Source organism: Stenotrophomonas sp. PE591 (assembly GCF_018320795.1).
GTDB lineage: Bacteria > Pseudomonadota > Gammaproteobacteria > Xanthomonadales > Xanthomonadaceae > Stenotrophomonas > Stenotrophomonas maltophilia.
This window is the reverse complement of sequence record NZ_JAAOKO010000005.1, coordinates 31,501-57,768: the sequence shown is the minus strand read 5'-3', so window position 1 is coordinate 57,768 and position 26,268 is coordinate 31,501. Positions and strand designations below refer to the sequence as shown.

The following is a 26,268-nucleotide window of genomic DNA, read 5'->3' as shown; positions in this document are numbered from 1 at the left end:
CCCAGCGGCCGGCCCGCCACCATGGCGGCATGATTGATTCCGCTACCTTCTTCAAGCGCAAGCACTGGACCCTGTTGGCAGCGGCGGTGCTCGCCGGTTGCGCCACCACCGCTCCCCGCACGGGTTCCGAAGCGCCCACGCCGACCTCACCGCCGGCGGCCACCTACGCCAGGGTCGACTGGAAAGCCCTGCCAGCGGTCTCAAACAGCGATCTGCAGGCCGGTTTCGTTGCCTGGCGCAGCAGCTGCACCCGCCTGAAGAACGATGCGGTCTGGGCCAAACCCTGTGCCACCGCCGCGACGGTAGCGGACAAGGACCCGGCCGCGATCCGCCAGTTCCTGCAGCGCGACCTCGAGGTCTACGCGCTGCGCGCCGGCGGCCACCAGGCCGATGGCCTGATTACCGGCTACTACGAACCGATCTACCCCGGCAGCCTCACCCGTACCGCCAAGGCGACGGTGCCGGTGTACGGCACGCCGGATGATCTGGTGGTGGTGCAGCTGGACAGCCTCTACCCGGAACTGAAGGGCAAGCGCCTGCGCGGTCGCGTCGAAGGCAAGGTGCTCAAGCCCTACGACGACGCCGGTACCATCGCGGCCAAGGGCGCCAAGGCGCCGGTGCTGGCCTGGCTGACCGACCCGATGGACCTGCAGCTGCTGCAGATCCAGGGCTCCGGCCGGGTGCGCCTGGCCGATGGCAAGCAGGTGCGGCTGGCCTACGCCGAGCAGAACGGCCACCCCTACCGCGCCATCGGGCGCTGGCTGGTGGACCAGGGCCAGCTGAAGAAGGAAGACGTCACCATGGACGCGATCCGCGCCTGGGCCCGGGCCAATCCCGCGCGCGTGCCGGAACTGCTGCGCAGCAATCCCAGCTATGTGTTCTTCGTGCGCAATCCGGACAGCCCGGAAGGCCCGCGCGGTTCACTGAACGTGCCGCTCACCGCCGGCTACAGCGTGGCGGTGGACCGCAGCGTGGTGCCGCTGGGCAGCCTGCTGTGGCTCTCCACCACGCGCCCGGACGGCACCCCGGTGGTGCGCCCGGTGGCCGCGCAGGACACCGGCGGCGCCATCGCCGGTGAGGTGCGCGCCGACCTTTACTGGGGCAGCGGCGATGCCGCCGGCAAGCTGGCCGGCGACATGAAGCAGAAGGGCAATATCTGGATGCTGTGGCCGAAGGGCGTGCCCCTGCCGAACTGAAGCAGCAGGGGTCGGATCCCTTTCCAAAGGGAAGGGCTCTGACCCCGGATGCCTGATAATGGCGCCATTCCGAACTTTCCGGCCGCGCCTGCGGCCAGGACCCCTGCAATGACCTACGCAAAGCACAACGCAGAATCCGGCGCGAAGTCCGCCGCAAAGAAGTACTACAAGCACTGGGCCGAATCGGGCCTGGGCAAGGGCAACGTGCTGATGGAAGCCCGTGGCGAGAAGATCGTGCGCCAGGTGGAAATCTACGGCACCAAGATGGTCTGGGCCGACGAGCACGCCCACAGCGATGACCGTTTCCTGCTGGCCGACCAGCCGGTGTCGTTCCTGGATTTCGACGAGGACGACGAAATCTCCGCGCGTGAATTCGAAGCCGCCTGGAAGAAGGCACGGGAAGCCACCGGCTACCCGGTGTAATCCCCACGGCTCCCACCCTTGTAGCGCCGAGCCTTGCTCGACGCTGCAAAAGCGGGCATGTGAAATGTTATATGATTACATTTCACAGCAGCCGCCCCTTCCCATGAAGACTCCCACCCTTGTGGCCGCCCTCGCGGCCGCTCCGTTCGCCCCTGAAGCTTTCGCACAGTCCGCCGATGCCGCGCTCACCCTCGGCAAGGTGCAGGTGCACCAGCATGGCGAAGGCCAGCTCAGCGCGCACCAGGTGCTGACTTCGGTGGACGTGCTCGGCGCGGACCAGATCGAAGACCGCAACGTCTCGCACAGCTGGGAGCTGCTGGGGCAGATGCCCGGCATCCAGCTCACCGAAACGCGGCAGGGTGCCGAATCGGGCAAGGTCAGCTTCCGCGCCTTCAACGGCGAGGGCTACCTCAATGCCATCAAGACGCTGATCGATGGCATCCCCAGCAACGTCAACAGCGGCAACCAGCGCTTCATCGACATGCTGTTTCCGCTGGACATCAGCTACATCGAAGTAGTGCGCGGTACCAACGATCCGCGCTATGGCCTGCACAACATCGGCGGCAACGTGAACTTCGGTACGCGCCAGGGTGGCAGCTACACCGATGCGCGCCTGGCCTACGGCAGCTACAACACCCGTGATGCACAGCTGGCGGTTGGCCGCGAAGCCAATGGCTTCGCGCAGAACTACTTTGTCGGCACCCAGGCCAGCGATGGTTATCGCGACCACGACACCTCCAGGAAGTACTCGCTGGGCGGCAAGTGGTTCTTCGGCATGCTGGACGAAGGGCTGCGCGTGGGCCTGACGGCGCGCGCCTACCACCATGAGGCCGACGAACCGGGCTTCATGACCGCCGAGGAACTGCGCACGCAGCGCCGTGGCAGCGAGCTGCGCAACGGCAACGACGGTGATGACCGCGACATGCGCCAGCTTGCCGCGCACCTGGATATGAAGCTGTCCGACGCACTCACCTTCGGCACGCGGCTGTACTACAACCGCTACGAAGACGACCGCCGCGTGACCTTCAGCAACCTGCCCACCGGCAACCTGCCGCGCCAGCGCCGCGTGTGGGACGAGCGGCAGCATGGCCTGCTCAGCACGCTGACCTGGCAGGCCAGCCCCGCGCTTACTGTCGAGGGCGGCCTGAACTACGAGCAGCAGGACAACGGCTATATCCGCGAGCGCTACGCCTACGCCGAACCGACCGATTACAGCCAGCCGCCGGCGCGCGTGCAGAACGACGACCGCCACAGCTTCGACAACTGGGGCGCCTACGTGCAGGCCATCTACCGGCCCGCCGAGGCGTGGAAGATCGTGCCGGCCTATCGTATCGATCGCTTCAGTGGCAGCACGCACCTGATGAACGGCGTCCGCGGACGCCTGCAGGACTACGGCACCATCGGTCAGCCCAAGCTGAGCGTCATCCACAGCTTGGGCCAGACCACCCACGTCTATGCCAACTGGGGCCGCACCTTCCAGGTGCTGACCGGCTCCACCGCACCGGCCTATCTCACCCCGGGGCAGGCGCCGATGCAGCCGTCCACCAATACCGGCATGGAGCTGGGCCTGAAGTTCCAGCCGTTCCAGGGCGCCCAGGCGCGCCTGGCGGTGTGGCAGCAGGACGCGGAAAACGAGGTATCCAACATGCCGGCCACCGGCACCACGGTCACCCTGGGCAAGACCCGCCGACGCGGCGTGGATGCGCAGCTGAGCCTGCAACTGGGCGACGACTGGACGGTATGGGCCTCGCACGCCTACCAGGAAGCGAAGATCACCCGCGACGACCGCGATGCCGGCATTTCCCTGCAGGGCCGCGAAGTGGCTGCCACCCCGCGCCATATCAGCAATCTGGGTGTGGATTACCGCGCCGCTGATGCGCTGCGGCTGGGCCTGCAGGCGCGTGCACAGGGCGATTACTACCTGGAAGAACGCAACGTGGCCGGCAAGTTCGGTGGCTTCGCCGTGCTCGACCTCAGTGCGGCCTATCAGCTCACCCCGCGTTTCAGCGTGGACCTGCAGCTGAAGAACGTCACCGGCCGCCAGTACGCCTACGCCTGGTACGACAGCTTCTTCTGGGACAGCGCCCGCCCGATGTTCTCGCCGGCCCCGGGCCGCAGCGTGTTCGTCGGCCTGAACATGAAGCTGTAACCGACCACGCATCCGGTAGTGGTCGAGCTTGCTCGACCTGCGGCGGGGGTCAGAGCCCTTTCCTGACGGAAAGGGATCCGACCCCGAACCCCCGTTTTGCACTACATTGGTGCAATGTCCGACCCCTCACCCCCGCCGTCCCTCGATGCCCTGGGCACGCCGCTGGCCTGGGCCGGGGCCGATGGCTGCATTGCCGGCTGCAATCCGGCCTTCGCCCGCTGGCTGGGCGTCAGCGTCCGGCGCCTGCTGGGTCGGCCGCTGGCCGCACTGGAAGTGCAGGGCGAAGCCCTGGCCCATTTCCTGGCCCGCGATGAGCGCGACAGCCTGCGCTTGAACCGGCTGGCGCTGGCGGTGCCCGGCGAGGCGCCGCGCTTCGCCGAGGGCTGGATGAGCCGCCGCGACGATGGCGGCTGGTTGCTGGAGGCGCATCCGGTCGATGAGTTCCCAGGACTCGATCCCACCCAGGCGCTGCCCAGCGCGCTCAGCGCGGCGCTGAAGGGGCTGGCCCACGAGCTGCGCAACCCGCTGGCCGGGCTGAAGGGCGCGGCCCAGCTGCTGGCCCGCCGCGCGGCGCAGCGCGACGCCAGCGAACGTGAGCTGATCGAACTGATCGGCTCGGAGATCGAGCGCCTCAACGGCCTGCTCGACCAGCTGCTGTCGCCGGCCCCGGCGGCGCCCCACGCCGAACTGAACATCCATGCCGCGCTGGAGCGCGTGCTGCGCCTGGCCGAGAGCGAAGCCGGCTGGGCGGTGCGCCTGCAGCGCGACTACGACCCCAGCATTCCCGAATTCCATGGTGACGCCGACCGCCTCACCCAGGCGGTCTGGAACCTGGTGCGCAACGCGATCCAGGCCGGCGCCGGCAACATCACCCTGCGTACCCGCGTGGAGCATGGCGTGCGCATTGCCGAGCAGCTGCACACGCTGGCGTTGCGCCTGGAAATCGCCGACGACGGCCGTGGCGTTCCCGAGGAACTGGCTGAACACCTGTTCCTGCCCTTGGTCAGTGGCCGCGCCGAAGGCACTGGCCTGGGCCTGGCGCTGGCCCAGCAGGTGGCGCGCGAGCATCGCGGCACGCTGACCTACCGCTCGCGCCCGGGCCATACCGTGTTCACTCTGCTGCTGCCGATCGTCAGCGGCGCTGCCCCGGCCGAGGAGGCCCCGCGCGATGTCTGAGTCCTCTTCGTCCCCGCAGTGCATCTGGGTGGTCGATGACGATCGGGCCGTGCGCTTCGTGCTGTGCACCGCGCTACGCGAGGCGGGCTACCAGGTCGTCGATTTCGACAGCGCCGCACCCGCCCTGCAGGCGTTGAGCGAAGGCCCGCCACCGGCGCTGCTGTTCACCGATGTTCGCATGCCCGGCGACGATGGCCTGGTGCTGCTGGACAAGCTCAAGGCCGCGCTGCCGCAGCTGCCGGTGGTGGTGATGTCGGCCTATACCGATGTAGCCAGCACGGCCGGCGCGTTCCGCGGTGGCGCGCATGAATTCCTGTCCAAGCCGTTCGATCTGGACGATGCGGTGGCACTGGCGCAACGGGTGCTGCCGGCCGTCGCACCGGCATTGGCCGCGGCCACACCTGCGGCCGAAGCGCATAGCGACCAACCGCCGCAACTGGTGGGCGATACCCCGCCGATGCGCGCGCTGTTCCGCGCCATCGGTCGCCTGGCGCAGGCACCGCTGGCGGTGCTGATCACCGGCGAGACCGGCACCGGCAAGGAGCTGGTGGCCAATGCGCTGCATCGCGAATCACCGCGCGCGCAGGGGCCCTTCGTCGCGCTCAATACCGCTGCAATCCCGTCCGAGCTGCTGGAAAGCGAGTTGTTCGGCCACGAAGCCGGCGCCTTCACCGGCGCGCAGCGCCGCCATATCGGCCGCTTCGAGCAGGCCGATGGCGGCACGCTGTTCCTGGATGAGATCGGCGACATGCCGCTGCCGTTGCAGACCCGGCTGCTGCGCGTGCTGGCGCAGGGCGAGTTCTTCCGCGTCGGTGGCCGTGAACTGATCCGCGTCGACGTGCGCGTGGTCGCCGCCACCCACCAGGACCTGGAAGGGCTGGTTGCACAAGGAAAGTTCCGCGCCGACCTGCTGCACCGCCTCGACGTGGTGCGCCTGCAGCTGCCACCGCTGCGCGAGCGCCGCGAGGACATCGCACAGCTGGCCAGTACGTTCCTGGCCGCCGCCGCGCGCAAGCTGGATACGCCGCCGAAGCGGCTGACCGCGGCCGCACTGCAGGCGCTGCGCGAACACGACTGGCCGGGCAACGTGCGCGAACTGGAAAACGTGTGCTGGCGGATGGCGGCGTTGGCGGCCGCCGACACCATCGGCGTGGCCGACGTCGATACCGCGCTCAACCGTACGCGCGGTCGTCGCAGCAGCACCACCATCGCCGATCCGGGGCAGTGGGAAGCGCTGCTGGCCGAATGGGCACGCCGTCAGCTGGCCGAAGGCGTGGAAGGGCTGCACGCGCAGGTGCGCGAGCGGGTCGACCATGCCCTGCTGGAGGCCGCGCTGCAGATCACCCACGGCCGCCGTGCCGAAGCCGCGGCCCGCCTGGGCCTTGGCCGCAATACCCTTACCCGCAAGCTGGGCGCCGGACGCCGCCGCGGGGGCCATTGAACGGCCCCTGCACGCGATCCTCGCGCCCGCTTGCCGAACTGTTGATCGTTCATGGACGATGCAACGCTTAGTGTCATCTGCAAGGAGTCCTTGATGCGTCTGTCCTTTGCCATCCTGCCGTTGTCCGCCGCCGTGCTGCTGTCTGCCTGCGGCAGCGCGCCGAAAAAGACCGAACCTACTCCGCCGCCGCCGACCGTGGTCAGCGCAGCGAAGCAGGGCGAGGCCAATCTTGCGCCGGCCTCGGCCAGCATTGTCAGTGGCCGCATCGCACTGATGGTGGAGCCCGGCGGTATCCACATCACCGGCCTGATCGGTGGCCTGCAGCCGATGCAGCAGGCCGGCTTCCACATCCACGAGCGCGGCGACTGCAGTGCGGTGGATGCCAGCAGTGCCGGCAATCACTTCAATCCCGGTGGCGCTGCGCATGGCCGCGCCGGCACCGGCAAGCACCACCTGGGCGACATGGACAATCTGCGTGCCGACGCCCAGGGCCGCGCCAACGTCGATATCCACCTCAAGGGCGTTACCCTTGGCGGAGGCGCCGCCACCGATATCGCCGGACGTGCACTGGTCGTGCATGCCAACGCCGACGACTATCGCAGCCAGCCCGCCGGCAATGCCGGCGTCCGCATCGCCTGTGGCGTGATCCGGGTTGTCCGCTGATCACTGCAGGCATCATCCAGGGAGAGATTCCATGCGCTTGATCCACACTTCGCTGTTCGCAGCCATTGCTGCGCTGGGCCTGGCGGCCTGCAACCAGCAGCCGGCCGCGCCGCAGGCTGAAACCCCTCCGGCCGCGCCGGCCGACGGTGCCACCACCGAACCGGCTGCAACGCCGGCCCCGGCGGCTGCACCGGCTGCCGATGCTACGGCCAGCGCCGAGCTGGCACCGACCCAGGGCAACGAGACCAAGGGCAGCGTCACCTTCAAGGTGGTCGATGGCAAGGTCCACGTGACCGGCCAGATCAGCGGCCTGAAGCCGGGCAGCGAGCACGGCTTCCACATCCACGAGAAGGGCGACTGCGGCGCCCCGGACGGCATGAGCGCCGGTGGCCACTTCAACCCGGGCAAGCAGGATCACGGCAATGTCGCCACCGATCCGCACCACGGCGGCGACATGCCCAACATCAAGGCCGACGACAAGGGCGTGGCCACCATCGACGGCCCGGTGTCGAGCAACGTCAACATCGGCAAGGGTGATGACTTCGACATCATCGGCCGTGGCCTGATCGTCCACGCCGATGCGGATGACTACAAGACCCAGCCGACCGGCAACGCCGGCGCGCGCCTGGCGTGTGCGGTGATCCAGAAGGCGCCGTAAGCGCGCTCCTGCTGGAAATGGAAAACGCCGGCGCAAGCCGGCGTTTTTCTTGCATCCCTTCCTGTAGAGCCGAGCCGATGCTCGGCTGCCTTTGCTGCGGTCAGGGGGATCGCAGCAATGTGTCGCGTCGCTGCCGCAGTTCAGCGCATTCGGCGGGGCCGCTTTCACACAGGATCGAGATATCGGTCTGCATGTGGGCCTTGCCCGTCTTGGCATCGATCACTTCGCGCTTGAAGGTGCGCACCACGGCCGGTGCCGTGCGGTGGGGCGGCACCATCACCAGCCAGTGGGTCATGGTCACCGGCTTCAACCGTCCCTCGGTCATCTCGATTTCCCGCATGATCGCGCCAAGACTGGTGTCGTAGAGCGTCATCCCCGGCTGACTCGACTGATCCGGCGCAAGATCTACACCCTTCATCTTCGGCAGCGCTTCGACGAAGCCGGCGACGGTGCCGAATTCCAGCAGGGCATCATTTGCAATCACCACATCATCTGGCTCCGGCTCTGATGCCTCCGTGGCCGCTGGCTGGCGCCGCGGTTCGAAGTTGAATGACTGGGTGAAGCTGATCCAGGGGTGCTTCACGGGCGCGTCCGGCGGGCAGGTCAGCCGCCAGTTCCGTGCGGCGTTGAGCAGCGTGTCATCAATGCGTGCATCCCCGCTGCTCCGGCCGATCTTCACCTCCGTTTTTGCCGGATCGCCGGCCACCGGGCGCAACCAGACTTCCGCCGAGCCGCGCAAACCGCTGGACCGCACTGCGCTGGAGAACCTGGGTTCGTTGTCCGCCCAGCTCAGGCGGTCCAGCCGGCAAGCCGGTTCCGGAACAGGCACGACCGGTTGCGCGATGCCGCCCACGCCCTTGCACTGATACTTCCAGCTGAGGGCCGCCTGCCGGGCTGCATCATCCAGCACCCGGTTGCGGGAGCCGTTCAGCACGCGCGCATCGTGGGCGCGGCCCTGCGCATCGACGTTGACCTGCACCTTGACCGTGTTGCTGAAGCTGATATGGCTGTCATAGACCTCGGGCTCCGCCTCGGCAGCAGCGAAGGCCGGCGCAACTGTGCAGGTGGGTGTCGCGGCAACCGGTACCGCTGCCTGGGCCATGATCGGAAGGCCACAGACGGCTGCGGCAAGCAGGGTCAGCCCTGCGCATTGAAGTGTATACAGCATGCAGTTCGTCCTTGATCGCGCATGAGTGATCCATGCACAAGCCCGCAATGGTGGCACATCGCGCCGCCGAACCGGTTGGCGGCGCGTGGTGCGGCTTGATCAGCGCGCCAGCAGTTCGCGCGCGTCCTGGCCGGCCTCGCAGTGCACGAACAGTACCGGCACGCCATGCGCTTCCAGCACGGCGGCCATCTGCCGCTGGCGCATCAGGAACTGCTCGTAGATGCCCTTCAGGCGGTCGCAATCGTTCTTGCCTTGATCGTAGTGCGCGCACCAGCCGGCCGGATCGAACAGCGCCATGCGTGCTTCGCCATGCGTGTAACGCAGCAGCGGCTCGGGCGCGGCGTTGAGCCATTCGTCTTCACCGGGGGCCATGATCGCGGTCTCGATCAGCGGCCACAGCGCGGCCAGGCCCTGGTTGTCGTACTGCATCGACATCATCGCGGCCAGGTCGTTCACGGTGAAATAGCGCGCGTGCTCGATGCGGGCACCGAAGGTGTTCTGCGCCATCAACGCGGTGTCGGCATGGGCCATGCCGTTGGCTAGTAGCGTGTCTTCCAGCGCCTCGGCCACCGCATTGGTCGTCGCCACGTCGCTGCCGGTCAGCAGGAACGGCACCACGCGCAGGCCGCCGCCCACCAGGCTGGCATCGGCCTGGAACGGCAGCGGAACGTCGCCCTGGGCGTCGGTACCAAAGGCCAGCAGGCGCGGGCCCTGGTTGCGGCCCGGGGCGCGCATCTGCAGTTCTTCCAGGCGGCGATGGATCGGCCAGCCCGGGCGCAGCACCTCGGCCGGGTCGAAATGGGCGGCGGCGAACACCAGGTCCAGCTTGGCCACCTGCGGCACCAGCTTGGACAGGTCGCGGCCGACGCGATCGGCCAGTTCACCGGCCTGTTCGGCGCTGAGTACCGCCTGGCGGGGGATTTCGCCGCCGGCCAGTTCCAGGGCCAGCACGCCAAGGGCATTCATCGCGGGGTCGGGTTTGCTCATGGTTCCACGGTTGGCCCATCACAGGGCGGCAGCTACACTTGGCTCCATTATGCCTGCTCCGCCGTGCAGGCCATGTTGCAGACACCCTCATCCATGCCAGGTATCTCCATGCCCAACGCTCGTCCCGTCGCCATCCTCGGTGGCGTCCGCATTCCGTTCTGCCGCCAGAACACCGCGTATTCGGATGTCGGCAACCTCGGCATGTCGGTCCGTACGCTGGGCGCGCTGGTCGAACGGTTCGGCCTGCACGGCCAGCAGCTGGGTGAAGTGGCGATGGGTGCGGTGATCAAGCACTCCAGCGACTGGAACCTGGGCCGTGAAGCCACGCTGTCGTCCGGCCTGTCGCCGCTGACCCCGGGCATCACCCTGCAGCGCGCCTGTGGCACCTCGCTGGACAGCATCATCACCGTCGCCAACAAGATCGCGCTGGGCCAGATCGAATCGGGCATCGGCGGCGGTTCGGACACCACCTCTGACGTGCCGATCGTCTACGGCAAGAAGCTGCGCGCGCGCCTGCTGGCCGCCAACCGTGCCAAGAGCACCGGCGACAAGATCCGCGCGCTCACTTCCGGCTTCAAGTTCTCCGAGCTCAAGCCCGAGTTCCCGGGCGTGGCCGAGCCGCGCACCGGCAAGAGCATGGGCGACCACTGCGAGGACATGGCCAAGGAATGGAACATCTCGCGCGACTCGCAGGACGAGTGGGCGGTGTCCTCGCACAAGAAGCTGGCCGCTGCCTATGAGCGCGGTTTCTTCAACGATCTGATCGCACCGTTCCGTGGCGTCGAGCGCGACAACATCCTGCGTCCGGATACCTCGCTGGAAAAGCTGGCCACGCTGAAGCCGGCCTTCGACAAGGTCTCCGGCCGTGGCACCCTGACCGCCGCCAACTCCACGCCGTTGACCGATGGCGCCGCCGCGGTGCTGCTGGCCAGTGAAGAGTGGGCGCGTGCGCACGGCCATGAGCCGCAGGCGTACCTGCGCGATGCGCACGTCTCTGCGGTGGACTTCGTGCATGGCGAAGGCCTGCTGATGGCACCGACCGTGGCCGTGCCGGAGATGCTCAAGCGCAACGGCCTGACCCTGCAGGACTTCGACATCTACGAGATCCACGAGGCTTTCGCTGCACAGGTGCTGTGCACCCTGCGTGCGTGGGAGAGCGAGGATTACTGCCGCAACCGCTTGGGCCTGGATGCGCCGATGGGCCGTATCGACCCGGACAGGATCAACCTGCTGGGCTCGTCGCTGGCTACCGGCCACCCGTTCGCCGCCACCGGCGCCCGCGTGATCGCTACCGCAGCCAAGCAGCTGGCCGAACGCGGCGGTGGCCGCGCGCTGGTGTCGATCTGCACCGCCGGCGGCATGGGCGTGGTGGCGATCGTCGAACGCTGAGCATCACGGTAGTGCCGGCCGCTGGCCGGCAGCGCTGGTACGAAAACGCCGCCCAATGGGCGGCGTTTTTTTGTTGCTCCGGAGGGTGCCGACCGTTGGTCGGCACGCTTCACGGCAACCGCGGGTTGCCGAACTCGTCGCGCTCTTCATTGGCGTCATATACCGGGGGCTGCACCGCGATCGGCTGCTCTTCCACCGTGGCACGCAGTGGCGCCTCGCTGCCGCGCACCAGCGCCACGCTGTCCTCGCCGCGCTGCAGTCGCAGCGCATTGGCCAGGCACTGCGCGGCCAGCGCGTGCTCGCCACGCTGCGCGAACAGTTCACCCAGTGCCTCCCACGCCGGGGCACCGGCGCCGGCGGCGATGGCCTCGTGCAGGAACGTATCGGCGGCATCCCACTGCTGCTGGGCCAGGGCCACGCGGCCCTGCGCCAGATGCAGTGCGGCCGAGCCATCATGCACATTGCGCCAGCGCGCCAGGTTGGCCTGGCGGGTGGCCAGGCGCTCGGCCGGCAGACGGCCGTACAGCGCGACCAGTTCGTCGTCCCAGCGCTGGTCCAGCGCCTGTTCCAGCGCCAGCAGCGCCGGCTCATCCCAGTTCAGGGCCACCGCACGGCTGGCATAGGCGCCCACCACGTCCGGGGTCGGCCGCAGCGCCTTCGGCGTGGCTTCCCACTGTGCGGCCAATGCGTTGACGTCGGCCGCTTCCAGCAGCGCCTGTGCGGCCAGGCGGGCTTCCAGTTCGCTGTTTGATTCGGCCGGCAGTACCTTGCTCTGGCGCAGCGCACCCAGCTGGCCATAGGCCTCGTGTGCGCGGCCGGCACGCGCCAGCGCTTCGGTACGCAGCCACAGGCCGCGCGGCGGCAGCGGCTGGATCGCCGCCACGTCCAATGCGTTGATCGCATCCACCGGCAGATCGCGCGCCAGCAGCTGTTCGGCGCGCAGCAGCGCCTGCAGGGTGGCATCGCTCTCGCCAAGACGCTGCAGCAGCGCTTCACCGGCGGGGCCGTCGGCACGTGCCTGTGCGCTGCGCACGGCATTGGCCAGCGCCACCGCGCTCACTTCAGGGTCCTTGGCAGCGCCATCCAGCAGCTTCTCGGCACGCTGCCACTGGCCGTGCTCGTAGGCCTGCAGGCCGTCGATCAGGCGCACCCGGCCCTGCTTGCGGCGGTAGCGGCCCCAGGCGCGGAACGGTGCGGCAATCAGGCTCCACAGCAGCCACAGCACCAGCACTGCGATCACCGACAGCAGCGCCACCTTCGGCAGGTTGCTGTGGTAGTCGTAACCGCCGTAGCGCAGGGTTACTTCACCGAAACGGTTGAGGTCATCGGCGCCCAGCCATTGCGCGGCCACCACGCCGATGGCCACCGCCAGCAACAGCACAACCAGGGATTGCAGGGGTTTCATGCGGGATTACCTCCGGTCGGTCTGGGTGCGCAGTTGCTGCAGGGTGCTGCCAAGCACGGTGTTGCTGGCCTGCAGCGGAAGCTCGCGCAAGGCCTTCAGTTCAGCACGTTGCGCGCGCAGGGCCGGTGAATCCGGCCAGCGCCGCTGTGCCCAGTGCTCCACGCGTTCCAGTGCGGTATCGCGGCCCGTGCGGTCGCCGCGTTCGATCGCGGCGCGCGCCAGGGTCAGTTCCAGCTGCAGGGCGTCGTCGGCATTGCGACGTTCGGCGGCGGTCAGCGGGCCATTCTGGCGGCTCGGGGTGATGTCCACGAACGGGGCCAGCGTCGATTGCCACCACGGTTTTGCGGTGTCGGTCGCAGCGTTGCCAGTCACTTGCGACGGCAGCCCCTGCAGTGCCCTGGCCAAGGCATCCAGCCGCTGCAGCGACTGCACGCGCGGGCCGGCGCCCAGCGCATCGAGTGCATCGCGCTCCTGCACCAATGCCTGGCGCAGGTTCAGGCCATCGCTGTCGGGCAGATCGGCCAGCGCGGTGGCGGCCTGTGCATACAGGCGGCGCGCGCCTTCCACATCGTCGGCATAATTCAGCCGCTGCGCCGCCTGGGTCAGCAGCAGTTCGGCCTCATCGCGCTGTACCGCCTGGCGGCCCTGGTTGGCGCTGTCGGCCAGCTTGGCCAGGTTCTCTTCCAGCAGCGCACTGCGCTGCGAAAGGCCCAGCATCTCGTCGCGCAGCACGCGGTTGGTGGTCGCCGCATCCTGCAGCCGCTGGCTGGTCGCGCGCTGGTCGCGGCGCAGTGCATCCAGCGTCGCCTCCAGGCCCTGCAGCTGCACGGCCATGGTCTGTGCCTGCGCTTCCTGTTCGTGCTGTTGCTGCTGCCAGACGTACCAGCCGGCATAGCCGCCCACGCCAAGCACGACCACCCCGGCCAGCGGCAGCAGCCAGCGCACGGGTCGACGGGGCGGGGAAACGGGCGGAGTCTCGTTCATGGGGCTTCCTTGTCGGCAACGTCGCCGGTCAGGATCCGGCAGGCCGCGTTGTGCACAGCATCACTGTTGCCGACCACAGCGGCAAGCGTGACCCACGTCCCTGTTCAGGTCGCTGCCGGGACGGTGAGCGTGGCGTGTGCAGCGGCCACCAGCTGCGCCGTGGTGGGCCCGGCCGCGCGCACCACGCGCTGCAGCCCCAGTGCATGCGCCTGATCGCCCAGCCGTTCGCTGGCCACGACGACGGTGGCCTGGGCCTGCAGGCGTTGCTGCAATGCCGGCGGAAGCTGCTGCCAGAAATGCAGCAACGCCTCACCACTGCTCACCGCCAGCACCCACGGCTGCGCTGAATGCGCCAATCGAGCCAGCGTGCGGGGCGACAGGCGCAGCAGGCGGCGCTGATAGACATCGGCACGTTCGATCGTGGCGCCTGCGGCCTGCAGGTGTGCAGTAATCAGCCCGCGTCCGCCGGGCGCGGTGACCAGGCCGATGCGCAGGCCTCGCGCCTCGGCCAGCACCGGCAGCGCCAGCAGGCCCTCGCTGTCCATCCGCTGCGGTGCATGCACCTCGCCGACGCCCTGCGCCCGCAGCGCGCGCGCGGTGCCTTCGCCCACGGTCAGCCACGGGCTGCGTTGCGCCTCGGCCAGTGGCAGAAGGTTGGCGGCCGCGGTCACGGCGGCCGGGCTGGTGAACACCACCCGATCGCAGTTCAGCGCGCGTTGCAGCTGACGCACCACTGGCATGCCGTTCAAGCGCTGCAGGCGCCAGGGTGGCAGGGCCACCACATGCCCGCCCAGCCCAGCAACGGCGCGGCGCAGCGCGGAATTCTGGCCCTGCGGTCGCAGCGAAATGAAGGTCCAGCCCGGCTCGGAACCGGCGGCGCCAGTGGGTATCGTATGGTCGGCCATTGCCTGCATTATGCGGGCCCTTCGTTGTCGTGGTCTCTGCTCCGATGTCCGTTGATGCTCTGACTTCCTCGCTGGCCGCCCTGCAGGACGTGCTGGACTGCATGCCGGCGGTCCGCGCCATGCAGATCCAGCTCGACGGCTATGCCGATGGCGTGCTGCGCATCACCGCGCCGCTGGCCGCCAACGTCAACGACAAGGGCAACGCCTTCGGTGGCAGCCTGGCCTCGGTGCTGACCCTGTCCGGCTGGGCGCTTGTCAGCCTGCGCCTGCGCCTGGCCGGCCACGATGCCGAGGTCTACGTGGCCGACAGCAACCTGCGCTACCTGGCGCCGGTCTACGAAGACCTGCACGCCCACGCCGAAGCGGCCGAGGCCACCGGCTGGGACGCCTTCCTGAACACCTTCCGCCAGCGCCGCAAGGCCCGCATCAGCATCATCGCCACCCAGCCCGGTGCCGATGGCAGGCCTGCCGCCGAGTTCAGCGGTCGCTTTGTTGCCTTCGCCAAAGGGTAGGATGGCAGGCTGACGTTCTGGGGAAACCACCGATGCGCCGCCTCATCCAGTTCCTGATGTGTTCCCTGCTGCTGGTCAGCGCCGTGGCTTCGGCCGACGACCTGAGCCGCAAGCAGCGCAAGCTGCTGGAAGAGACCCAGATCGCCTACGGCGCCACCATCCGCTGGGGCAGCATGGACGATGCCATCGGCTATCTGGACCCCAAGCTGCGCAAGGAAAAGCCGCCTACCGAGTTCGAGCTCAACCGCTACGCGCAGCTGCGCGTGTCGTCCTACCGCGAGCGCAGCAGCGCGGCGCTGGAAGGCGGCCTGGTCGAGCGCCGGGTCGAAATCGGGGTGATCAACCAGAACACCCAGGCCGAACGCACCGTGATGGTGGTCGAGCGCTGGCGGTGGGATCCGGAGGCCAAGCGCTGGTGGCAGACCGCCGGCCTGCCGGACCTGTGGAAGGGGCAGTGACGGGCCGCGTCCGGCTTGTGCGACAATCGGCGCCCGCTTAATCGACCCGTGACCTGAGTGAATTACGAAGAGTTGCTGGCCTTTGCAGGCCGAAACCCGATGCTGTCCGCGGCCCTGGTCGGCCTGACCGTGGCCATCATCGTCACCGAGATCCGCCGCCTGTTCCGGGGCTTCAAGGGCATCAAGCCCGCCGAACTGACCCAGCTGATGAACGCGGGCGGCACGGTGGTGGTCGACCTGTCGGCCAGCGGTGACTTCGAGAAGGGCCACATTGCCGGCAGCCGCAACGCCCAGGCCAGTGCCTTCGGCCCGGACAACAAGCTGGTGGCCAACGCCAAGCAGTCGCCGGTGGTGCTGGTGTGCCGCAGCGGCAACGCCTCGGAAACCGCCGCCAAGGCGCTGAAGAAGGCCGGCTTCGAGAAGGTCTACGTGCTCGACGGCGGCATTCCCGCCTGGCAGCAGGCCGAGCTGCCGCTGGTCAAGGGCCGCAACTGATTGCCGCAGGTGGCGGATCCGGCCTTGTATGGGCCTGATCCCGCCCCCATCGCAGTAATTCGACCATCGTTTTCATTGCATTCATTGGAGTTACTGGAAATGTCCGAAGAGATCACCAACGGCGCTGCTGCGCCGGTCGATGCCGCCACCGGCCCCGCTTTCACCGTCGAGAAGATCTACGTCAAGGACGTCTCCTTCGAGTCGCCGAACGCCCCGACCATCTTCAATGACCAGGTGCAGCCGGAGCTGCAGCTGAACCTGAACCAGCAGGTGCAGCGCCTGGGTGAGAACGCCTTCGAAGTCGTGCTGGCCGTGACCCTGACCTGCCAGGCCGGTGAGCGCACCGCCTACGTGGCCGAAGTGAAGCAGGCCGGCGTGTTCGGCCTGGTCGGCCTGGACCCGCAGTCGATCGACGTGCTGCTCGGCACCCAGTGCCCGAACATCCTGTTCCCGTACGTGCGCCAGCTGATCAGCGACCTGATCCAGGCCGGCGGCTTCCCGCCGTTCTTCCTGCAGCCGATCAACTTCGAAGGCCTGTACGCAGAAACCCTGCGCCAGCGCCAGGAGCAGGGCGACGCACCGTCGCTGGCTGACTCCGAGCCGGCTGGCAACGCCTGATTCCTGCCGCGACGTCACGGATGAGCACTACCGCTGACAAGATCGCCGTGCTTGGCGCCGGTTCCTGGGGAACCGCGCTGGCCAGCCTGCTCGCACGGCACGGTCATCCGACCGTGCTGTGGGGGCGCGATGCTGCCGTGGTCGAAGCCATCGACCAGCGCCACGAGAACCCGCGTTACCTGCCGGGCATCCCGCTGCCGGACAGCCTGCGTGCCACCACCGATCTGGCGTCGGCGGTGGAGGGCGCGGCCTGGATCCTGGTGGTGACCCCCTCGCATGCCTTCGGCGAAACCGTGCGTGCGCTGGCGCCGCTGCGTCCTGCCGGTGCCGGCGTGGCCTGGGCCACCAAGGGCTTCGAACCCGGTTCGGGCCGCTTCCTGCATGAAGTGGCGCGCGAAGTGCTGGGTGAGGACGTGCCGCTGGCCGTTGTCACCGGGCCGTCGTTCGCCAAGGAAGTGACCCAGGGCCTGCCGACCGCGATCACCGTGCACGGCGACGTGCCCGAGTTCGCGCAGACGGTGGCCGAGGCGATGCATGGCCCGGCGTTCCGCGCCTACACCGGCGACGACATGGTCGGTGCCGAGCTGGGCGGTGCGATGAAGAACGTGCTGGCCGTGGCCACCGGCGTGGCCGATGGCATGCAGCTGGGCCTCAACGCCCGTGCCGGCCTGATCACCCGTGGCCTCAACGAGATGCTGCGCCTGGCCGCTGCCATCGGTGCCAAGCCGGAAACGCTGATGGGCCTGGCGGGCCTCGGCGATCTGGTGCTGACCTGTACCGGCGACCTGTCGCGCAACCGCCGCCTGGGCCTGGCCCTGGGCCGTGGCCAGACGCTGCAGGATGCCGTGCGCGAAATCGGCCAGGTGGTCGAATCGGTGCAGACCGCCGACGAAGTGATGCGACAGGCGCGCCGCCATGGCATCGACCTGCCGATCTCCGACCGCGTGCGTGCCGTGCTGCATGGCGAGCAGACGCCGGAAGAAGGCCTGCGCGCATTGCTGGCGCGGGAACAGAAACCGGAGTACCCGGACACGCTGTTCAAGTGAATCGAAAAACCCCGGCCAAGTGCCGGGGTTTTTTCATCAGGGAGTACACGCGGGTGCCGGACGGGAGACAGGCTTTGGTGGGTGCCAAGCTTGCTTGGCATCACGCGCGCTGCATATCCACGCATGGCGTGGATCTACTGCAACGCCGATCACCGCGCCCGCGGCGGCGCGCTGGTGTTGTCCATGTCCGAGAAGATCAGCCACGGCCCATCACCCACGCGCTTCAACGTGAGCGTGAACTTGCCGGTATCGCCCACGTTGTTGCCGTAGCTGTACGCACCAATGATGTAGCCCGTATTCCCCTCCACCGCATACGCCAAGGCACGCAGCCGCAACGGACTGCTGCCCTGGCCGGCATACGCGGCCTCGATCGCATTGCGACCGCGCACCGGCGGCTGGTTGCTCTGCAGCACAAAGCCATCCTCAGCGAACAGCGCAGCCAGCGCCTTGGCATCACCCGTGCGCCACGCCTGCTCGTAGTCGCGCAGTACACGGTCCAGCGGTGCGGGCAGCGCGATATCGGGAAGCGGCTGTGCGGGCTTCGCGCCTTCTGCATCGTGTGCAATTGCCGGCGATGCCACCAGCAGGGCACTGCAGAAGATCATGGCGAGTCGTGTGCGGCGCATGCGTCCAGGCCCTGGTGATGATGGGAAGGCTTCAGACGCATCCTAGCGCGCCGCTGGTTAGAATCACGCGGCCGCCGATTCGGTGGATGCAGCGCAGATCAGACAAGGACACGGAATGAAGATGCGAATCACAGGGATGGCGATGATGGCCGCGCTGCTGGCAGCCTGCGGACAGGCACCGGAGAAGACTGGCGAGACTGCACCTGCTGTGGCGCCGGCACCGACCACCGAAGCACCGGCCGCTACCGCCACGGTGGTGGAGAAGGAACCATCCGCCGAAGAGGGTGTGGACCCCTCGGTGTGGGATAACGAAGGCGAACCGGAAGACCCGATCGCCGGCGGGGAACTCACCTGCGCGGACAATCCGCTGGCGACGCATTTCTTCACCCTGGTGGGCGGCAATACCGTGGACGACTGCGGCCGCAAGGATCCGAAGGTGCTGGCCGCGTTCAACACCCTGATGAAGAACACGGCCGCAGCCGAATCCGCTGACAAGGAGATTCCATCGCTGCGTGAACGCCTGTTGAGCGGGCCCAGCGGTCCTGGCGAGCTGGTGGTGCTGCAGGGCGAGCCGTGGTGGTTCTATACCGCCTGCCAGGCCCACGACTGCCCCGGCACCGCGTTGGCGATGCTGTACTCGCCCGATCAGTCGAAGATGGTTGGCCGTCTTACCGCGCGCTGCCGTGTATGGTGGCTGGGCGAGCCGACGGCGGAACAACGTGCGCAGATCGAACAGCGCCAGCCACTGCAGGATGCCGCGTTGAAGGAAGACAGCGCACTCTGCGAGTGATGTGGCGCGCACCGCAGCGCCGGGCCGTGCCCGGCGTTGCAGTGAGCGTTGTTCCCCGTATCACCCTTCCGGCCGCATGCGTGCGCTGACCTGTGCTGTCAGCGACAGACTGACCATCATCAGGCCCTCCATCACACGGTCGCCCACGTACTCCTCGTCGGGTCCGTTCTGGCGCACGCGCTCGGCAGCCAGCAGCATTTCCAGGGCCACGCGCAGGCCGGTCAATGCGCAGTCCGCGTCGGCCAAGGCCATGCGGCGGCCGGGCATCTGATGACGTTCCGGCCAGGGCTGGCCGTCGGCGGCGGCGCCCTTGCCAATGCGGTCGAGGGTGGCGATGAAACCGAGAGGATCGTGCGGGTGCGGTGCTTCCGAAGGCACGTCCGCGTTGGCGGGCACGTACTGCGTGCGTAGTCGGGAGGATTCGGGTGTGCTCATGGCAATGCTCCGTGCAGGACAGACGGCAGCCGCCACGTAAAGGTGGCGGGCGGAGACGTGGCTCGAAAACCGGGCGCTTGTTGAAACCGGCAGGCACAGGGCCTCCACGCTCCGCCCGCCATAGCCGGCAGACGGATTGCCCGCCGGCGCCACGAGGGGTGACGCCGGCGGGCAAGCGTTGTTAAACAAGCGCACGGGTTTTCGAAGCCCGGCCATCCTTTTTCGATGGAACGTCATCTGTACGCGTGCTGCTGCGCGGTGCCAATCAGAACAGTTGCATTCAACGCTTGATCAAAGACGCTTCTGGCATTTTTGCACGCTGTTAAGCTGTCGCAGACGCAGGCGCCGCAACGGCCGTAGCGGCATGGGGAATATGCGACATGGGTCGAAGTTGATGACGTGGCGTACGGGCACCCCACCAAGTCGATGACGACAGTGCGGGGCGAAGAACGTAAATCGATTCCCGCACACTTTGATCTGTCAGTGCTCTTCGCGTCTCTCGTACCAGGCTTGTGTACGGTTTACGATCCGCACCACGGACAGCATGACCGGTACCTCGATCAGCACACCCACCACGGTGGCCAGCGCCGCTCCCGAGTGCACGCCGAACAGTCCCACCGCTGTGGCCACAGCCAGTTCGAAGAAGTTGCTGGCGCCAATCAGCGCTGACGGGCCGGCCACGCAATGCGCCACGCCCAAGCGGCGGTTGAGCAGATAGGCCAGGCCTGAAGTGAAGTAGACCTGGATCAGGATCGGCACCGCAATCAGTGCGATCACCAGCGGCTGCTTCACGATCTGCTGGCCCTGGAATCCGAACAGCACCACCAGCGTCAGCAGCAGCGCAGACAGGGACAGCGGTCCCAGCCTTCGAAGCGCACGCTGCAGGCCCGCCTCGCCGCTGCGCGAAAGGATCCAGTGCCGCAGCAGGGCGGCCACCAGCACGGGCACCACAATGTAGAGGCCCACCGACAACAGCAGCGTGTCCCACGGCACAGTGATCGCCGACAGGCCGAGCAACAGCGCAACCACCGGCGCATACGCGACCACCATGATCGCGTCGTTCAAGGCCACCTGGCTCAGGGTGAAGTTGGCATCACCGCGGCACAGGTTGCTCCACACGAACACCATGGCAGTACAGGGCGCCGCTGCCAGCAGGATCAGCCCGGCGATGTAGCTGTCGATCTGTGCTGCGGGCAGCCAGTCGGCGAAGGCATGGCGCAGGAACAGCCAGCCCAGCAGCGCCATCGAGAACGGCTTCACGGCCCAGTTGATGAACAGCGTTACCCCGATGCCCTTCCAGTGCTGCTGCAACTGGCGCATTGCGGTGAAGTCGACCTTCAGCAGCATCGGGATGATCATCAGCCAGATCAGCGCGGCAACCGGCAGGTTGACCTTGGCCACTTCGGCGGAGGCCAGCACCGCGAAGGCACCGGGTAGGAAGTGGCCCAGCAGCGTGCCGACCGCAATGCACAGCACAACCCACAGGGTCAGGTGCCGCTCGAACAGGCTCATGGCAGTGGCACCGTTACTGCGCGCCGTCGGCCGGCAACAACTGGCCGATCTGATCCAGCGCGTGCTGCAGCGCTTCGCGGTCGGACCACAATGAGTCAGGCAAGGCGAGCAATGCACGCAGTCGCGCCTTCACGATGGCATGGGCCAGCGCGAAGGCTGCGGCCTTGTCGGCATCGCTGCCTGCCACAGCCGCCGGATCGGGCAGGCCCCAATGGCTGCGGATGAAGTCACCGAACACCACTGGGCAAGCTTCGGCAGCAGCGGCATCACACACGGTGATGACCAGGTCCATTGGCGCTGCATCCACGAACTCGTCCCATGATTTGCTGCGCAGCCCTTCAATGGGCATTCCTTCGGCATGCAGTTGTGCCAGCGCGAACGGATTGACCTGGCCGGTGGGCTGGCTGCCGGCACTGAAGGCGGTGAAGCGATCGCCGCCCCATGCACGCAGGGTGGCTTCGGCAAGCACGCTGCGGGCGCTGTTGCCGGTGCAGAGGAACAGGACATTGCGGGTCATGGAGCAATTGCCTTGAGAGGAGAGGATCTGTGTGGGGTCAGCCCTTGCAGGCGGGCGCCGTGGGCATGCATTGCTCGGTTGGCGAGCCCGCGCAGCAGTTGTGCGTCAGGTACTCGATCAAGCCGTTCATCGCATCGAAGTTGGCGCGGTAGCAGACATGGCGGCCTTGGCTTTCGCTCTCCACCAGCCCGGCCTGCACCAGCTCCTTCAGGTGGAAGCTGAGCGTGGCTGGGGGCACCTGCAGGGCCGTGGCGATGTCGCCCGCCATGCGACCTGCCGGGCCAGCCTCCACCAGCAGGCGGAAGGCAGCCAGGCGGGTGGCATGGCCGAGGGCGGTGAGGGCGGCGATTGCATTCGACATTTCCATATTTCTAGAATAGTCGAATGAATAAGCCAGTCACAAGTGCCCACCTGCCGAACCTGGTAGACGCCTCACTGCCCCAGCCCGATCACCGCCAGCTTGCCGCCGCAGATCTGGGGCCACCACGCATCCTCCTGCTCTACGGCTCGCTTCGTCCGCAGTCGTTCAGCCGCAAGCTGGCACTGGAAGCCGAGCGATTGCTGCGCCACCTGGGGTGCGAAACCCGCGTGTTCGATCCGCATGCGCTGCCCATGCTGGACAGCGTGGACATGAGCCACCCCGAAGTGCAGCGCTTGCATGCGTGGTCGCAGTGGTCGGAAGGCCAGGTCTGGGTCAGCCCCGAGCGGCATGGCACGGTCACCGGCGTGTTCAAGAACCAGATTGACTGGTTGCCGCTGGAAGATGGCAGCGTGCGGCCCACGCAGGGCAGGACGCTGGCGGTGATGCAGGTGAGTGGCGGCTCGCAGTCGTTCAACACCGTCAATACGCTACGCGTGCTCGGCCGGTGGATGCGCATGCTGACCATCCCCAACCAGTCATCGGTGGCCAAGGCCTGGCAGGAATTCGATGACGACGGCCGGATGAAACCCTCGCCGTACTACGATCGGGTGGTGGATGTGATGGAAGAGCTGGTGAAGTTCACGCTGCTGACGCGGGGCCGGTCGGACTACCTGGTAGACCGCTACAGCGAGAGGAAGGGCGACACGCACGCCGCGGCATTGGCGCGGGCTGCAGAGGCTACGGCTTCCTGATCCTCATTGGTGCTGATGTGAGGCACGCTCACCCAAGCAGCCTCTTCACCCTTGAACCTGCAAGGCGGATGATCACCACATAGGCCAGCAACATGCCGGCGCCGATGCCCATTACTTCGATTTCCCAGTTGTGGCGGTAGGGAGAAGGGCCCATGAAGGCCCACGCCAGAAGCACCGCCGCAATCAGCAAGGCGCTGCGATTGGCCTTCGAAATGAGCTCATCTTCGGTCGCGTGCCCCATGTTCGGATCCCAGGAACCGAGCAGCCATCCCAGGCCACGCAGGTACTCGCGCGCCACGAAGAACAGGAAGACGAATACGCCACCCATCGTGCTCAGCAGAAACTGGAAGAGTAGGTCCACCGGCGGCCTCTTGGACGAGGCAGACATTGCCTCGCAGGATCATCAACGGGCGCAGTATGCCAGCGTGCTGGCTCCCAAGGGATGGCGCCTTGCCTCAGCCGCAGGCGACTTTCCAGCAGCCGACGGTGCATCGCAGCTGCCCGGGCGGGCAGGCTCGGTCAAGGCGTGCGCCGCAGCGACAAAGGCGGATGCAGGAACGCTCTACTCGCCGGCATGCTGTGCGGTCTTCTTCTCGTCGCCATCTGCGGCGCCACGGCTCTGCGCGAACTCCGGGAACGTCTTCGCGATCGAATCCTTGTCCGGCAGGATGTAGAACACACCGCCCTTCTCGAACGTGGACTGCACGATCTGCTCGTAGAACGCGGGCGAGACGTTGATGCAGCCGTGGGTGACGCGGTTGTCGTCCGGCGTCGGCGTTGCCAGCCGTTGGGCGCGTTTCTCTTTCGGGGTGCCTGGCGGCAGCGGGTGCATCGAGACGGCGGAATCGTAGTCCACCCACAGCACGCGCCCGGCATCGTCGGAGGGGCCGTAGCCACCAATGAAACGGCCGGCAGGGGTGGTGCGGTCATGGCCGGGAATCGCGCTCAGTGCGAGCTTGGCAACACCAGGGGCCGAGTGATCACCGATGGCCGAACCGAACAGCGCCGGTGCCGCGCCGCGCAGCTTACCGTCGCCGCCGAAGATCAGGACCTGCGCGGCGGCCTTGTCCATGATTGCGAACGGATAGCCCTGGTTGTCCTTGCTGGCGACGACCCAGCCGGCCAGCTCGATCACCGTTTCGGACACGCTCTGGTCAGCCGGAAGTTCATCAACGGCGGCTACCGGTGATGCAGGTGCGTCCTTGTCCCTGGCGTTGGCTACGCCGCTGCACGCAACGACCAGTGCCAACGCCAGTGCGGCATGGAGGACGCGGCGTGCAGGGGAGGAGGAGGTACGAATGGGACGGCTCCTTGCAATGCAATCCTGGGTGGAAGGATGCCAGTGGCCGGCGAAGGCCACTGGTTCCCGGTACAGAGGTGGATCAATTCAAAGGATGAGGGAGCTATCAGCCGCGCGGCTTGCGACCGGCCGGTGCCCTTTCAAGCTGCTGTACGCGGCCTTCGATCTGGTCCAGACGCTGGTTGGCCTGCTGCGCCGACTGGTTGGCGGACTCGGCACTCTGGGCAGCGCCCTGCACCTTTACGTCGAGCTGATCGAGGCGCGAGTTGATGGTTGCGAACTCGTCCTTGTAGGTGGCGCAAGCGCCGAGGCTTACGGTGGCCACGATGGCGACGGTGATGGCGCGTGCTGCGTTGATGTGCTGCTTGGTCAGTTTCATTTCCAACTCCCTCCTTCGTCTGGGGAAGCTGGAATATAGCGGCGTTTGTTCCCGGCGCTAGCCCGTGCTTTCAGCTGGAATTTGAGTACGTGGATGGGCTGTGAAGGCCTGTAGATCAACAAACCTTAACAAGCGGGATCAAGCGAACTGATCTGCATCGGCGGAGCGCCTTGTGCCTGTTAAACGTTACCCATTCACCTGCATGAAGCCGGCATCACGGCATGCGCGTCTGCGTGCTTCCGCCTGCTCCGCACGCAGGTTGCCATCCACTTGCTTCCAGCAGCGCTGCAGCGTTCCCAGGCTGGACATCCAGCAGTTCGGCGACGCCGCTGCGCGTGTCGGCCGCGCGCGCAACATAGGCATGGGCGATGCGATAGCCGATCCAGTAGCCGAGATCTCCGCGGCGCGCATCGTCGCCGGGACCGTTGTACAGCCACCTCGAAAGATCGGTACCCATGCTGTCCTGCAGGAACGCGCGCTCCAGCGCACACTCGCGACCCTGTGTCCAACGTTGCAGATGCGCGTTGGCCGGTTGCCCGGAGATCCGTTCGGCCACGTATTCGGCGCCCCCTTCCAGCAGGGTCTGATAGAGCAGGGTGGGCTGCTCGATGTCCACGCGTGCACCGGGCTGTTGCACGTGCACATACTCATGCGCGATCAGATGCACGAAGCGGTCACCTACGTCGGTCTGCATCCAGTCGGCGTTGCACAGTGCTTCCAGTCCGATGACCACACCTGCTTCGGTAGTCACGCCACCACTGTTGCCGCGGCCCACCAGTACGGTGACCGGGGGAAAGCGCGCAGACGGCAACAGGGCGCCAAGTCGATCGACGGCAGCGGCGACGCGCGTGCGGATCGATGGCAATGCGGTCGCGCAGGTTCTCGCTTTCGCAAACAATGCCGGCTTGTCCTGGATGGCCCTGGCCAGCCGCTCCATCGAGCCGATACGGCGGTCGGTGAAGCTGCGCAGGGCATCCGTACCCGCATCCAGATAGCCGTGTTGCAGATCATCGGCGCTTGGGCGCCCTTGGTTGGCGTCCAGCACCTTGAAGAAGCGCGTGACATCGTCTGTCTGTACGACGATGTGCCCGGTAGCAACGATGCGCTCAGCCGCCTGTGCCTGCGGCAGCGCAACCGGCGAGGCGATCAGGATCAGTGCCCGCATCAAGTATCGAGCGTGGTGCGCGTAAGAAGCCGACAGCGTAGCCACGTGCCCATAGTTAGAGCGCGTTTTGGCCTCATAGTTGGGTGCAGCCGAGGCTCTACATTCACCGACTATTAGCACTTTGGCCCCATAGTCGGGGCGCTCGTAGCGTAGCTAATTGATATCGAAGGAAATGATTGCATAGTTGGAGACTTCTTTCATAGCTGAACCAACTATGGGTACGCGAATGAATATCCGCTCTCCAGACCGTGCAGTCTGCTGGCGTCTGCCACCTACCTGGATTCCGATGCAAGGTTGTGAAGACGTGGCTGAACCTAGTGAGGCAGCACGGATCTCGGATGGACGCAACGCGCAATGCAAGAAGTCGCTAATCAATGTGGCATGGACCCACAAATGAAAAGCCACTGTTAGTTCCACTCGCGCAATGGGCTCCAATCTAGCATTCGACTCGTCCGGAGAACGCTCGACGTACTAAGGCTTCAAGGATTGTAATGGATTGATTTTAAAGGAGGTATAACCATTTATGGCTTGCGAAATGCAGAGGGACTCAACGAGCTTGCAACGAGCATTGGTTTGCGTATGTTGGAGGAATGAACGCACTTTCCCTGCAAAGAGCGGCACTTGAAGCGTCCTCAGAAGAGGAACTGGCAGACAGGATCGTTGATGAGTCTGGGATCTGTGTTCGCGTGGGGGATGCCAGGCAGCTACTTGGATTCCGTAGCCTAGATGCAGGTAGACGAGCTGCAGTGCAGGGGCGC

At 66.7% G+C, this 26,268-nt stretch carries 29 protein-coding genes; 15 read left to right on the top strand and 14 right to left on the bottom strand.

Going from position 1 to position 26,268, the window contains the following annotated elements; all coding sequences use genetic code 11:
- Nucleotides 1-29: 29 nt before the first annotated feature.
- The 7 genes from JLDANKMP_RS14015 to JLDANKMP_RS13985 all read left to right on the top strand — a co-directional run bounded on the left by JLDANKMP_RS14015 (nucleotide 30) and on the right by JLDANKMP_RS13985 (nucleotide 7,706).
- A complete protein-coding gene (locus JLDANKMP_RS14015) occupies nucleotides 30-1,196 on the top strand; it encodes an MltA domain-containing protein (protein WP_212561446.1) in 1,167 nt (388 codons plus the stop codon).
- Nucleotides 1,197-1,304: 108 nt separating this feature from the next.
- A complete protein-coding gene (locus JLDANKMP_RS14010; RefSeq protein ID WP_212561445.1) occupies nucleotides 1,305-1,619 on the top strand; it encodes a hypothetical protein in 315 nt (104 codons plus the stop codon).
- Nucleotides 1,620-1,722: 103 nt separating this feature from the next.
- Entirely contained in the window at nucleotides 1,723-3,768 is a 2,046-nt protein-coding gene (locus JLDANKMP_RS14005; protein WP_212561444.1) for a TonB-dependent receptor, read from the top strand.
- Nucleotides 3,769-3,882: 114 nt separating this feature from the next.
- Complete coding sequence (locus JLDANKMP_RS14000) at nucleotides 3,883-4,944, top strand: ATP-binding protein (RefSeq protein ID WP_049459769.1); 1,062 nt, start codon at nucleotides 3,883-3,885, stop codon at nucleotides 4,942-4,944.
- Nucleotides 4,937-6,385, top strand: a complete 1,449-nt coding sequence (gene ntrC / locus JLDANKMP_RS13995; protein ID WP_212561443.1) for a nitrogen regulation protein NR(I) — start codon at nucleotides 4,937-4,939, stop codon at nucleotides 6,383-6,385. Before JLDANKMP_RS14000 ends, ntrC begins: the two co-directional genes overlap by 8 nt.
- Nucleotides 6,386-6,478: 93 nt before the next feature.
- Nucleotides 6,479-7,048 carry a superoxide dismutase family protein gene (locus JLDANKMP_RS13990; RefSeq protein ID WP_005407586.1) on the top strand — a complete coding sequence of 190 codons (570 nt, stop codon included), beginning with the start codon at nucleotides 6,479-6,481 and terminating at the stop codon, nucleotides 7,046-7,048.
- Nucleotides 7,049-7,079: 31 nt separating this feature from the next.
- A complete protein-coding gene (locus tag JLDANKMP_RS13985) occupies nucleotides 7,080-7,706 on the top strand; it encodes a superoxide dismutase family protein (protein WP_212561442.1) in 627 nt (208 codons plus the stop codon).
- Between the two features lie 100 nt (nucleotides 7,707-7,806).
- Here the strand turns inward: JLDANKMP_RS13985 and JLDANKMP_RS13980 are convergent, their stop codons facing one another.
- A complete protein-coding gene (locus tag JLDANKMP_RS13980; RefSeq protein WP_212561441.1) occupies nucleotides 7,807-8,874 on the bottom strand; it encodes a TonB family protein in 1,068 nt (355 codons plus the stop codon).
- Between the two features lie 99 nt (nucleotides 8,875-8,973).
- The gene (locus JLDANKMP_RS13975; protein ID WP_212561440.1) at nucleotides 8,974-9,861 is read right to left on the bottom strand and encodes a hypothetical protein; all 888 of its coding nucleotides are present in this window, start codon (nucleotides 9,859-9,861) and stop codon (nucleotides 8,974-8,976) included.
- Between the two features lie 93 nt (nucleotides 9,862-9,954).
- On the opposite strand from JLDANKMP_RS13975, the gene JLDANKMP_RS13970 reads away from it, so the two are divergent.
- Complete coding sequence (locus JLDANKMP_RS13970; RefSeq protein WP_111193964.1) at nucleotides 9,955-11,250, top strand: acetyl-CoA C-acetyltransferase; 1,296 nt, start codon at nucleotides 9,955-9,957, stop codon at nucleotides 11,248-11,250.
- A gap of 109 nt (nucleotides 11,251-11,359) precedes the next feature.
- On the opposite strand, the gene JLDANKMP_RS13965 is transcribed toward JLDANKMP_RS13970, so the two are convergent.
- From JLDANKMP_RS13965 to JLDANKMP_RS13955, 3 genes are all read right to left on the bottom strand, one after another.
- The gene (locus tag JLDANKMP_RS13965) at nucleotides 11,360-12,655 is read right to left on the bottom strand and encodes a heme biosynthesis HemY N-terminal domain-containing protein (protein ID WP_012478739.1); all 1,296 of its coding nucleotides are present in this window, start codon (nucleotides 12,653-12,655) and stop codon (nucleotides 11,360-11,362) included.
- A 6-nt stretch (nucleotides 12,656-12,661) separates the two neighbouring features.
- Nucleotides 12,662-13,639 (bottom strand): uroporphyrinogen-III C-methyltransferase, encoded by a 978-nt coding sequence (locus JLDANKMP_RS13960; protein ID WP_012478740.1) that lies wholly within the window; start codon nucleotides 13,637-13,639, stop codon nucleotides 12,662-12,664.
- 104 nt (nucleotides 13,640-13,743) lie between these two features.
- A complete protein-coding gene (locus JLDANKMP_RS13955; protein WP_212561439.1) occupies nucleotides 13,744-14,553 on the bottom strand; it encodes a uroporphyrinogen-III synthase in 810 nt (269 codons plus the stop codon).
- 35 nt (nucleotides 14,554-14,588) lie between these two features.
- On the opposite strand from JLDANKMP_RS13955, the gene JLDANKMP_RS13950 reads away from it, so the two are divergent.
- The 5 genes from JLDANKMP_RS13950 (at nucleotide 14,589) to JLDANKMP_RS13930 (ending at nucleotide 17,673) form a co-directional block, all read left to right on the top strand.
- Entirely contained in the window at nucleotides 14,589-15,056 is a 468-nt protein-coding gene (locus JLDANKMP_RS13950; RefSeq protein WP_061479369.1) for a YiiD C-terminal domain-containing protein, read from the top strand.
- A 32-nt stretch (nucleotides 15,057-15,088) separates the two neighbouring features.
- The gene (locus tag JLDANKMP_RS13945; RefSeq protein ID WP_005407594.1) at nucleotides 15,089-15,514 is read left to right on the top strand and encodes a hypothetical protein; all 426 of its coding nucleotides are present in this window, start codon (nucleotides 15,089-15,091) and stop codon (nucleotides 15,512-15,514) included.
- Between the two features lie 57 nt (nucleotides 15,515-15,571).
- Nucleotides 15,572-16,009 (top strand): rhodanese-like domain-containing protein, encoded by a 438-nt coding sequence (locus JLDANKMP_RS13940; protein WP_004153552.1) that lies wholly within the window; start codon nucleotides 15,572-15,574, stop codon nucleotides 16,007-16,009.
- Between the two features lie 99 nt (nucleotides 16,010-16,108).
- Nucleotides 16,109-16,627, top strand: a complete 519-nt coding sequence (gene secB / locus JLDANKMP_RS13935) for a protein-export chaperone SecB (RefSeq protein WP_005407596.1) — start codon at nucleotides 16,109-16,111, stop codon at nucleotides 16,625-16,627.
- Between the two features lie 20 nt (nucleotides 16,628-16,647).
- Entirely contained in the window at nucleotides 16,648-17,673 is a 1,026-nt protein-coding gene (locus JLDANKMP_RS13930; protein WP_005407597.1) for an NAD(P)H-dependent glycerol-3-phosphate dehydrogenase, read from the top strand.
- A gap of 149 nt (nucleotides 17,674-17,822) precedes the next feature.
- Here JLDANKMP_RS13930 and JLDANKMP_RS13925 read toward each other — a convergent pair whose 3' ends face one another.
- Nucleotides 17,823-18,278, bottom strand: coding sequence for a nuclear transport factor 2 family protein (locus tag JLDANKMP_RS13925; protein ID WP_212561438.1), 456 nt, complete (start codon nucleotides 18,276-18,278; stop codon nucleotides 17,823-17,825).
- A gap of 136 nt (nucleotides 18,279-18,414) precedes the next feature.
- On the opposite strand from JLDANKMP_RS13925, the gene JLDANKMP_RS13920 reads away from it, so the two are divergent.
- Complete coding sequence (locus JLDANKMP_RS13920) at nucleotides 18,415-19,089, top strand: Ivy family c-type lysozyme inhibitor (RefSeq protein WP_212561437.1); 675 nt, start codon at nucleotides 18,415-18,417, stop codon at nucleotides 19,087-19,089.
- Nucleotides 19,090-19,149: 60 nt separating this feature from the next.
- On the opposite strand, the gene JLDANKMP_RS13915 is transcribed toward JLDANKMP_RS13920, so the two are convergent.
- From JLDANKMP_RS13915 to JLDANKMP_RS13900, 4 genes are all read right to left on the bottom strand, one after another.
- Complete coding sequence (locus JLDANKMP_RS13915; RefSeq protein WP_212561436.1) at nucleotides 19,150-19,524, bottom strand: hypothetical protein; 375 nt, start codon at nucleotides 19,522-19,524, stop codon at nucleotides 19,150-19,152.
- Between the two features lie 480 nt (nucleotides 19,525-20,004).
- Nucleotides 20,005-21,036, bottom strand: a complete 1,032-nt coding sequence (gene arsB / locus JLDANKMP_RS13910) for an ACR3 family arsenite efflux transporter (RefSeq protein WP_212561435.1) — start codon at nucleotides 21,034-21,036, stop codon at nucleotides 20,005-20,007.
- 13 nt (nucleotides 21,037-21,049) lie between these two features.
- Nucleotides 21,050-21,553: an arsenate reductase ArsC gene (locus tag JLDANKMP_RS13905; RefSeq protein WP_099529945.1), complete on the bottom strand. Its 504-nt coding sequence runs from the start codon at nucleotides 21,551-21,553 to the stop codon at nucleotides 21,050-21,052.
- A gap of 37 nt (nucleotides 21,554-21,590) precedes the next feature.
- Nucleotides 21,591-21,920, bottom strand: coding sequence for a metalloregulator ArsR/SmtB family transcription factor (locus tag JLDANKMP_RS13900; protein ID WP_212561434.1), 330 nt, complete (start codon nucleotides 21,918-21,920; stop codon nucleotides 21,591-21,593).
- 17 nt (nucleotides 21,921-21,937) lie between these two features.
- Between JLDANKMP_RS13900 and arsH the strand changes: the two genes are divergently transcribed.
- Entirely contained in the window at nucleotides 21,938-22,666 is a 729-nt protein-coding gene (gene arsH / locus JLDANKMP_RS13895) for an arsenical resistance protein ArsH (RefSeq protein ID WP_212561433.1), read from the top strand.
- Between the two features lie 28 nt (nucleotides 22,667-22,694).
- Here the strand turns inward: arsH and JLDANKMP_RS13890 are convergent, their stop codons facing one another.
- The 4 genes from JLDANKMP_RS13890 to JLDANKMP_RS13875 form a co-directional block, all read right to left on the bottom strand.
- Entirely contained in the window at nucleotides 22,695-23,027 is a 333-nt protein-coding gene (locus JLDANKMP_RS13890) for a hypothetical protein (RefSeq protein ID WP_343237742.1), read from the bottom strand.
- Nucleotides 23,028-23,228: 201 nt separating this feature from the next.
- Complete coding sequence (locus JLDANKMP_RS13885) at nucleotides 23,229-23,915, bottom strand: L,D-transpeptidase (RefSeq protein ID WP_212561432.1); 687 nt, start codon at nucleotides 23,913-23,915, stop codon at nucleotides 23,229-23,231.
- 157 nt (nucleotides 23,916-24,072) lie between these two features.
- Nucleotides 24,073-24,345, bottom strand: a complete 273-nt coding sequence (locus JLDANKMP_RS13880) for a hypothetical protein (protein ID WP_005407606.1) — start codon at nucleotides 24,343-24,345, stop codon at nucleotides 24,073-24,075.
- A 214-nt stretch (nucleotides 24,346-24,559) separates the two neighbouring features.
- Nucleotides 24,560-25,510 carry a DUF2268 domain-containing putative Zn-dependent protease gene (locus tag JLDANKMP_RS13875; protein ID WP_212561431.1) on the bottom strand — a complete coding sequence of 317 codons (951 nt, stop codon included), beginning with the start codon at nucleotides 25,508-25,510 and terminating at the stop codon, nucleotides 24,560-24,562.
- Nucleotides 25,511-26,268 lie beyond the last annotated feature (758 nt).

What these genes read in the sequence shown, in the direction of transcription:
- JLDANKMP_RS14015 (WP_212561446.1), top strand. Translation starts at nt 30, where the DNA reads ATGATTGATTCCGCTACCTTCTTCAAGCGCAAGCACTGGACCCTGTTG.
- JLDANKMP_RS14010 (WP_212561445.1), top strand. Translation starts at nt 1,305, where the DNA reads ATGACCTACGCAAAGCACAACGCAGAATCCGGCGCGAAGTCCGCCGCA.
- JLDANKMP_RS14005 (WP_212561444.1), top strand. Translation starts at nt 1,723, where the DNA reads ATGAAGACTCCCACCCTTGTGGCCGCCCTCGCGGCCGCTCCGTTCGCC.
- JLDANKMP_RS14000 (WP_049459769.1), top strand. Translation starts at nt 3,883, where the DNA reads ATGTCCGACCCCTCACCCCCGCCGTCCCTCGATGCCCTGGGCACGCCG.
- ntrC (WP_212561443.1), top strand. Translation starts at nt 4,937, where the DNA reads ATGTCTGAGTCCTCTTCGTCCCCGCAGTGCATCTGGGTGGTCGATGAC.
- JLDANKMP_RS13990 (WP_005407586.1), top strand. Translation starts at nt 6,479, where the DNA reads ATGCGTCTGTCCTTTGCCATCCTGCCGTTGTCCGCCGCCGTGCTGCTG.
- JLDANKMP_RS13985 (WP_212561442.1), top strand. Translation starts at nt 7,080, where the DNA reads ATGCGCTTGATCCACACTTCGCTGTTCGCAGCCATTGCTGCGCTGGGC.
- JLDANKMP_RS13980 (WP_212561441.1), bottom strand. Translation starts at nt 8,874, where the DNA reads ATGCTGTATACACTTCAATGCGCAGGGCTGACCCTGCTTGCCGCAGCC.
- JLDANKMP_RS13975 (WP_212561440.1), bottom strand. Translation starts at nt 9,861, where the DNA reads ATGAGCAAACCCGACCCCGCGATGAATGCCCTTGGCGTGCTGGCCCTG.
- JLDANKMP_RS13970 (WP_111193964.1), top strand. Translation starts at nt 9,955, where the DNA reads ATGCCAGGTATCTCCATGCCCAACGCTCGTCCCGTCGCCATCCTCGGT.
- JLDANKMP_RS13965 (WP_012478739.1), bottom strand. Translation starts at nt 12,655, where the DNA reads ATGAAACCCCTGCAATCCCTGGTTGTGCTGTTGCTGGCGGTGGCCATC.
- JLDANKMP_RS13960 (WP_012478740.1), bottom strand. Translation starts at nt 13,639, where the DNA reads ATGAACGAGACTCCGCCCGTTTCCCCGCCCCGTCGACCCGTGCGCTGG.
- JLDANKMP_RS13955 (WP_212561439.1), bottom strand. Translation starts at nt 14,553, where the DNA reads ATGCAGGCAATGGCCGACCATACGATACCCACTGGCGCCGCCGGTTCC.
- JLDANKMP_RS13950 (WP_061479369.1), top strand. Translation starts at nt 14,589, where the DNA reads ATGTCCGTTGATGCTCTGACTTCCTCGCTGGCCGCCCTGCAGGACGTG.
- JLDANKMP_RS13945 (WP_005407594.1), top strand. Translation starts at nt 15,089, where the DNA reads ATGCGCCGCCTCATCCAGTTCCTGATGTGTTCCCTGCTGCTGGTCAGC.
- secB (WP_005407596.1), top strand. Translation starts at nt 16,109, where the DNA reads ATGTCCGAAGAGATCACCAACGGCGCTGCTGCGCCGGTCGATGCCGCC.
- JLDANKMP_RS13930 (WP_005407597.1), top strand. Translation starts at nt 16,648, where the DNA reads ATGAGCACTACCGCTGACAAGATCGCCGTGCTTGGCGCCGGTTCCTGG.
- JLDANKMP_RS13925 (WP_212561438.1), bottom strand. Translation starts at nt 18,278, where the DNA reads ATGATCTTCTGCAGTGCCCTGCTGGTGGCATCGCCGGCAATTGCACAC.
- JLDANKMP_RS13920 (WP_212561437.1), top strand. Translation starts at nt 18,415, where the DNA reads ATGAAGATGCGAATCACAGGGATGGCGATGATGGCCGCGCTGCTGGCA.
- JLDANKMP_RS13915 (WP_212561436.1), bottom strand. Translation starts at nt 19,524, where the DNA reads ATGAGCACACCCGAATCCTCCCGACTACGCACGCAGTACGTGCCCGCC.
- arsB (WP_212561435.1), bottom strand. Translation starts at nt 21,036, where the DNA reads ATGAGCCTGTTCGAGCGGCACCTGACCCTGTGGGTTGTGCTGTGCATT.
- JLDANKMP_RS13905 (WP_099529945.1), bottom strand. Translation starts at nt 21,553, where the DNA reads ATGACCCGCAATGTCCTGTTCCTCTGCACCGGCAACAGCGCCCGCAGC.
- JLDANKMP_RS13900 (WP_212561434.1), bottom strand. Translation starts at nt 21,920, where the DNA reads ATGGAAATGTCGAATGCAATCGCCGCCCTCACCGCCCTCGGCCATGCC.
- arsH (WP_212561433.1), top strand. Translation starts at nt 21,938, where the DNA reads ATGAATAAGCCAGTCACAAGTGCCCACCTGCCGAACCTGGTAGACGCC.
- JLDANKMP_RS13880 (WP_005407606.1), bottom strand. Translation starts at nt 24,345, where the DNA reads ATGAAACTGACCAAGCAGCACATCAACGCAGCACGCGCCATCACCGTC.
- JLDANKMP_RS13875 (WP_212561431.1), bottom strand. Translation starts at nt 25,510, where the DNA reads ATGCGGGCACTGATCCTGATCGCCTCGCCGGTTGCGCTGCCGCAGGCA.